Source organism: Roseateles sp. P5_E1 (assembly GCF_054049335.1).
In genome coordinates, this window is record NZ_JBFUMN010000519.1 from 1 (window position 1) to 507 (window position 507).

1 protein-coding gene is annotated in these 507 nt (G+C 70.8%); it reads left to right on the top strand.

All coding sequences use genetic code 11. The features are described from left to right. The coding region (locus tag ACXJKJ_RS32415) for a DUF1631 family protein (RefSeq protein ID WP_457395872.1) at positions 1 to 507 on the top strand (507 nt) is incomplete at both ends.

A 507-nucleotide genomic window follows, 5' to 3' on the forward strand; every position in this document is an offset into this window, starting at 1 on the left:
CAACAGCACCTGCAGACGATGGCGCGCCGCGCCGAAGTCGCCGAGCGCCGCCACGTCGACGCGGCGCGCGGCAAGGAGAAGCTGGAACTCGCCAAGCGCCGCGCCGCCGAGGTCATCGCCGACGCGTCGCGGGACCACACGCTGCCACGCTTCGTGCAGACCCTGCTCGCCAATTCCTGGACGGATGTGTTGACGCTGGTGCAACTGCGCAGCGGCGACGAGTCGGAGGAATGGCAGCAGCAGGTCGACGCCACGACGGCGATTGTCCGGGCCACCTCCCTCAACCATCCGGAGTCGCCGCCACCGGCCCTGGCCGCGCAGATCGAACATGCGCTCATGCTCGTCGGCTACCACAGCAGCGAGGCCGGCGACATCGCCCGCCGCCTCACCGCCCACGTCGTCGACGACGAAAACGATCCGGCCTCGCGCACCGAACTCGCGTTGCGGCTCAAGGCCCGCGGTCGCCTGGGCCAGGAAGCCGCGCCCGAAAAGCCCGTGGTGGTGCCG